Annotated in this window: 1 protein-coding gene; it reads right to left on the bottom strand. The window is 71.2% G+C overall.

What is annotated here, in order from left to right; translation table 11 throughout:
* Positions 1 to 6,892: type I polyketide synthase (locus ABZ490_RS51780; protein WP_359007946.1), on the bottom strand; the 6,892-nt coding region annotated here is incomplete at its 3' end.
* Positions 6,893 to 6,910 lie beyond the last annotated feature (18 nt).

The following is a 6,910-nucleotide window of genomic DNA, read 5'->3' as shown; positions in this document are numbered from 1 at the left end:
CCAGCCCCTCCCCACCACGACCCGACACCACCCACGGCACCACACCACCAGCCACGAACACCGGCACCGCAACCACACCGTCGGAAACCGCCTCCGACACCGCCGGAGCCTCCTCCAACACCACATGCGCATTCGTCCCACTGATCCCGAACGACGACACACCGGCCCGACGCGGACGCCCCTCGGCCGCCGGCCAGTCCACGGCCTCCGTCAGCAACGACACCTCCCCCGCCGACCAGTCGACGTGCGAAGACGGGGCGTCGACATGCAGCGTGCCCGGCACGAGACCGTGCCGCATGGCGAGCACCATCTTCATCACGCCGGCCATACCGGACGCGGTCTGGGTGTGCCCGATGTTGGACTTGACCGAGCCGATGAGCAGCGGCTGTCGGGACGGACGGTCCTGCCCGTACGTCGCCAGCAGGGCCTGCGCCTCGATCGGGTCGCCCAGCCGGGTGCCCGTGCCGTGCGCCTCCACGACGTCCACGTCACCGCAGGTGAGGCGGGCGTCTGCGAGGGCGGCGCGGATGACTCGTTGCTGGGAGGGGCCGTTGGGCGCGGTCAGGCCGTTGCTGGCCCCGTCCTGGTTGATCGCCGAACCCCGTACCACCGCCAGCACCGGATGACCGTTGCGACGGGCGTCCGACAGCCGCTCCAGCAGGAGCACACCCACGCCCTCGGCGAGGGAGAAGCCGTCGGCGGCCTCGGCGAAGGGCTTGCACCGGCCGTCGGGGGCGAGGCCCCGCTGCCGGCTGAAACCCACGAACGGCGCCGGATCGGCCATGACCATCGCCGCGCCCGCCAGCGCCATCACACACTCGCCGGACCGCAGGGCCCGTACCGCGAGGTGCAGCGCGACCAGCGACGAGGAGCACGCGGTGTCCACGGTCACCGCCGGTCCCTCCAGCCCGAGGACGTAGGAGACGCGACCGGATGCGACGGCGGTCGAGGCACCGGTGACGAGGTAGCCCTCGGTGCCGTCGGTGCCACGGCCGAGCAGGGTGCCGTAGTTCTGGTCCGTCAGACCCGTGAAGACGCCGGTGCTACTGCCGCGCAGGGTCCTCGGATCGATGCCGGCCTGCTCGAACGCCTCCCACGACGTCTCCAGGAGCAGTCGCTGCTGCGGATCCATCGCCGCCGCCTCGCGCGGGGAGATCCCGAAGAAGGCCGCGTCGAACTCCCCGGCGTCGTGCAGGAAGCCCCCGTGCCGGACGTAGCTGGTGCCGTGCCGGTCGGGGTCGGGGTGGTAGAGGCGGCTCGTGTCCCAGCCCCGGTCGGCGGGGAAGCCCGTGATGAGGTCCTGGCCTTCGGTGACGACCCGCCAGAGGTCATCGGGGGATGTGATGCCGCCCGGGTATCGGCACCCCATGCCGACGACGGCGATGAGGTCGTCGTCGGTGGAGGGCGTCCGCGAACCGGCCGCTGTCGCGGACGACTCCGAGTCCTGCCCCTGCGCGGCATCGTCTCCGAGGGCCAGTCGGCGGAGGTGGGCGGCGAGGGCGAGCGGGGTGGGGTGGTCGAAGACGACCGTCGTCGGGATCTTCAGACCCGTGCGGGCGGTGAGGCGGTTGCGGAGTTCGACGGCGCTGACCGAGTCGAAACCCAACTCCTTGAAGGCGTAGGCGGCGTCGACGGCTGCCGCCGAGTCATGACCGAGCACGACGGCCGCCTCGGACCGGACGAGATCCTGGAGGAATCGGTCGTGTTCGGAGGCGGGCAGAGCGCCGAGCCGCTGCGCGAGGTCCGGGGCGGCTGCGTCCGTGCCCTGTGCGTCCTTTGCGCCGCCGTCTCGGGTCTCGTCCCGCGGTTCCAGTGCGGCGATGAGCGGGGCGGGCCGGGCGGCGCTGAAGACGGGCACGAAACGTGCCCAGTCGACATCGGCGACCGCGACGACGGTGTCGTCGTGGTCCAGCGCCTCCTGCAGGGCCACCATCGCCGGTTCCGCCGCGATGACGGGGATGCCACGGCGGCGCAGCGGGTCGCGCATGTCCTCCCCGATCATGCCGCCACCGTCCCAGGGACCCCAGGCGACCGAGAGCACCGGAAGCCCGCGTGTGCGGCGCGCGGACTCGGCGAGGGCATCCAGGCAGGCGTTGGCGGCCGCGTAAGCCGCGTGGTCGGCGACCCCCCAGACACCGGAGATCGAGGAGAAGAGGATCAGCGCATCGGTCTCGGCCGGGTCCAGGACCCGGGTGAGATGCTGTGCCCCCGCCACCTTGCCTGCGATGACCTCGGCGAACTCCGCCATGCCGAGGTCGGTGAGCGCCCCGAGGGTGCCGACGCCTGCGGCGTGCACCACCGTGCGAACGGTACGACCGTCCGCGCGCAGGGAATCCAGCAGATCCCCGAGCGCAGTGCTGTCGGCCACATCGCACGCGGTGATGGTCAACCGAGCGCCCAGCGCGGCGAGTTCCGCCTCCAGTGCCCTCAGTCCCGCGTCATCGCTCCTGCCTCGCCGGCTGACCAGCACCACGTCCTCGGCGCCACCACGCGCCAGCCACCGGGCGACGTGCGCGCCGAGCGCACCGGTTCCGCCGGTCACGAGGGCGGTACCGCGCGGCGTCCAGTGCCGCCCGGAAACCGAACGAGGGGCAGGGACCAGACGCCGTACGAAGGTGCTGTTGGCGCGCACGGCTACCTGGTCCTCGCCGCTGTCACCGGACGAGGCCAGAACGGCGCAGAGCGCACCGGTGTCCCGTGCGTCGAGCCGCTCGGGAAGGTCCACCAGCCCGCCCCAGCGCTCCGGGAACTCCAGGGCCGCGACCCTCCCCAGCCCCCAGACCGCAGCCTGTGCCGGCCGGGCGACCGGCTCCTGCTCCCCCACCGCCACGGCGCCTTGCGTGACACACCACAGGGGAACGTCCTTCCCGGTCTGTCCGAGTGCCTGGAGAAGGGAGACGGTGAGCGCGGCCCCGGTGGTCACCACGGGATGGTCGGGCAACGGGTCCTCGTCCAGTCCCAGCAGCGACAGCACGCCGCTGAGCGGCACGGCAGGGTCGGCCGACGCCTCGTCGAGCGCGGCTGTCAGGACTTCGCGGTCGACGTGGCGCGAGGTGAGTTCAAGGACTCGTACGTCGGCGCCGTGGGTCGTCAGTCCGCCGGAGAGGGAGGTGGTGAGTTCGGTGTCGAGGTGTCCCTGCGGGACGATGATCAGCCAGGTACCGGTCAGGGTGCTGGCGCGTGTGTCGCGGGCGACCGGCTTCCAGACCACCTTGTACCGCCAGCCGTCCACCGCCGACCGCACCACCTGCTCCCTGCGCCACCCCGACAGCACCGGAAGGACACCGGCCAGCGCCTCACTGCCCGACACCCCCAACGTCCCCGCCAACGCCTCCAGATCCTCCCGCTCCACCGCCTCCCAGAAACGGGCGTCCACCGCCTCCCGCCCGGAAGCGACAGCCGCCGCGGCAGCCGGAGCGGTCCGCTCCAGCCAGTAACGGCGGTGCTGGAAGGCATAGGTCGGCAGCGGGACCGTGCGAGCGTCATGGCCGGCCAGGACCGCCGTCCAGTCCACCGGGACACCCCGCACCCACGCCTCGGCGAGGGAGGTCAGGAAGCGGTGGGCGTCGCCCTTGTCGCGGCGCAGCGTTCCCGTCACGACCGCGTCGGGTGCGGCTTCCTGGACGGCCATGCCGAGGACCGGGTGGGAGCTGACCTCGACGAACGCGCCGTAGCCCTGCTCCGCCAGCGCCTCGACCGCGTCGGCGAAACGCACCCGCCGGCGCAGGTTCCGGTACCAGTACCCCCCGTCCAGCCGGGCCGTGTCGACGACCTCGGCCTCGGTGGTCGAGAAGAACGGCACCTCACCGGTACGAGGGGCGACCGGGGCCAGCACGTCCGCCAGCTCCTGCTCGATGGCCTCCACGTGACGGGTGTGCGAGGCGTAATCCACCGGAATACGACGCGCCCGGATCTCGCGTGCCTCGCAGTGCGCCATCAGCTCATCCAGCGCATCCGCGTCACCGGCCACCACCACCGAACCCGGACCATTCACCGCAGCCACATCGATCCGGCCCGCCCAGCCGGCCAGCAGCTCCTCCACATCCATCGGGGCGAGGGGCACCGAGACCATGCCACCACGGCCCGCGATCGCCCGGATCGCCCGCGACCGCAACGCCACCACCCGCGCACCATCCTCCAACGACAGACCACCCGCCACCACCGCAGCCGCGATCTCCCCCTGCGAATGACCCACCACCACCGACGGCACCACACCACACGCACGCCACACCGCCGCCAACGACACCATCACCGCCCACGACACCGGCTGCACCACATCGACCTCAGCCAGCTCACCCCCACCCCGCACGACCTCACTCAGCGACCACTCCACAAACGGAGCCAGCGCACGCTCACACGCCGCCATCGACGCCGCAAACACCGGCGAGACACCCCACAACTCCCGCCCCATACCCACCCACTGCGCACCCTGCCCCGGGAACACGAACACCACATCACTGGCAGCACGAGCAGCCCGCCCACGCACCACCGAGGACGGCGTCACCCCATCATCGACCGCAAGCCCTTTGGCCCCCGAGATCAGGGCGTCGTTGTCAGCCCCCAGGACGACAGCCCGGTTCTCGAACGCCGTACGCGTCGACGCCAACGACCACGCCACATCCACCGGACGGACGCCCTCATCCGCCGACTCGACGAACGACGCCAGACGCTCCGCCTGACCAGCCAGCCCTTCCCCACCACGACCCGACACCACCCACGGCACCACACCACCAGCCGTGAACACCGGCACCGCAACCACACCGTCGGAAACCGCCTCCAGTTCCCCCGGAGCCTCCTCCAGCACCACATGCGCATTCGTCCCACTGATCCCGAACGACGACACACCGGCCCGACGCGGACGCCCCTCGGTCTCCGGCCAGTCCACGGCCTCCGTCAGCAACGACACCTCCCCCGCCGACCAGTCGACATGGGGCGTCGGCTCGTCGACATGCAGGGTCCGGGGAAGCACTCCGTGCTGCAACGCCAGCACCATCTTCATCACACCGACAACGCCCGCGGCGGCCTGCGTGTGGCCGATGTTGGACTTCAACGAGCCCAGCCACAGGGGCCGTTCCGGATCCCTGCCCTGGCCGTACGTCGCCAGCAGCGCCTGCGCCTCGATCGGGTCACCCAGCGTCGTCCCCGTACCGTGCGCCTCCACCGCGTCCACCAGATCCGCGCTCAGCCGGGCATTGGCCAGCGCCGCACGAATCACCCGCTCCTGGGAAGGACCATTGGGCGCGGTCAGACCATTGCTGGCCCCGTCCTGATTGACAGCCGAACCCCGCACCACCGCCAACACCTGGTGACCGTTGCGACGGGCGTCCGACAGCCGCTCCAGCAGCAACACCCCCACACCCTCACCCCACCCCGTACCATCCGCACCCGCCGCGAACGGCTTGCAACGACCATCCGACGCCAGCCCCCGCTGCCTGCTGAACTCCACGAAGATGCCGGGCTCTGCCATCACGGTCGCGCCTCCGGCGAGCGCGAACGAGCACTCGCCGGAGCGCAGCGCCTGGACGGCCATGTGCAGGGCCACGAGCGACGAGGAGCACGCCGTGTCCACCGTCACCGCCTGCCCACGCAGGCCGAGGACATAGGCGATCCGCCCGCTTGCCACGCTGCCCGAGGTGCCGGTCAGGAGGTATCCGTCGACCGACTCGGGGGCTCGGTGCAGCCCGGGACCGTACTCCTGCTGCATGAGTCCTACGAATACTCCCCCGTCGCGCTCACGTAGCGTCTCCGGGTCGATCCCGGCCCGTTCAAGGGCCTCCCAGGAGGTCTCCAGCAGCAGGCGCTGCTGCGGGTCCATGGCGACGGCCTCGCGCGGCGAGATGCCGAAGAAACCGGCGTCGAAGTCGCCCGCGCCGTAAAGGAACGAGCCGGAACGCGCATACGTGGTCCCGTGCTGCTGCGGGTCGGGGTCGTACAGGCTGTCGAGGTCCCATCCTCGATCGGTGGGGAAGCCGGAGATGGTGTCACCGCCGCCGGAGAGCAGTTCCCACAGCTCTTCCGGTGTGCGGATGCCACCGGGCAGACGGCAGCCCATGGCCACGATCGCTATGGGCTCGCTGCCGGTGGCGGGCGTCGAATCCACTGAGATCTCGGAAGCCGTGTCACTGCCGCCGTGGAGCAGCCCGCGCACATGGCGGGCGAGTGCCTGAGGAGTGGGGTGATCGAAGAGAACAGAGGCCGGCAGGGAAAGTCCGGTGTCCGCGACCAGTCGGTTGCGCAGTTCGACAGAAGTCGCGGAGTCGAAGCCCTGCGCCTTGAACGTGAGCGTCGCCTCGACATCAGCGGCGGTGGCATGCCCCAGCACGGTGGCGGCATGGGCCCGGATCCGCTGCACCCAGTCGTTACGCGGCACGGGAGGCGTAAGGGCGGCTGCTTCCTCGGACTCGGCGGGTTCCCCGAGGGGAAGGGTGAGACGACGGGCCGTCGCGCCGCCGTCGAGCCAGTAGCGGCGGCGTTGGAAGGCATAGGTCGGCAGCGGGACCGTGCGGGCGTCATGGCCGGCCAGGACCGCCGTCCAGTCCACCGGGACACCCCGCACCCACGCCTCGGCGAGGGAGGTCAGGAAACGGTGGGCGTCACCCTTGTCACGGCGCAGCGTCCCCGTCACGACCGCGTCGGGTGCGGCCTCCTGGAGCGCCATGCCGAGCACGGGGTGGGAACTGACCTCGACGAACGCGCCATAACCCTGCTCCACCAGCGCCTCGACCGCGTCCGCGAAACGCACCCGCTGACGCAGATTCCGGTACCAGTACCCCCCGTCCAGCCGGACCGTGTCGACAACCTCCGCCTCGGTCGTGGAGAAGAACGGCACCTCACCGGTACGAGGGGCGACCGGGGCCAGCACGTCCGCCAGCTCCTGCTCGATGGCCTCCACGTGACGGGTGTGCGAGGC

It is taken from the genome of Streptomyces sp. NPDC005811 (assembly GCF_040630405.1).
GTDB lineage: Bacteria > Actinomycetota > Actinomycetes > Streptomycetales > Streptomycetaceae > Streptomyces.
The sequence above is the reverse complement of the archived record's forward strand: the minus strand, read 5'-3'. Positions and strand labels throughout refer to the sequence as shown.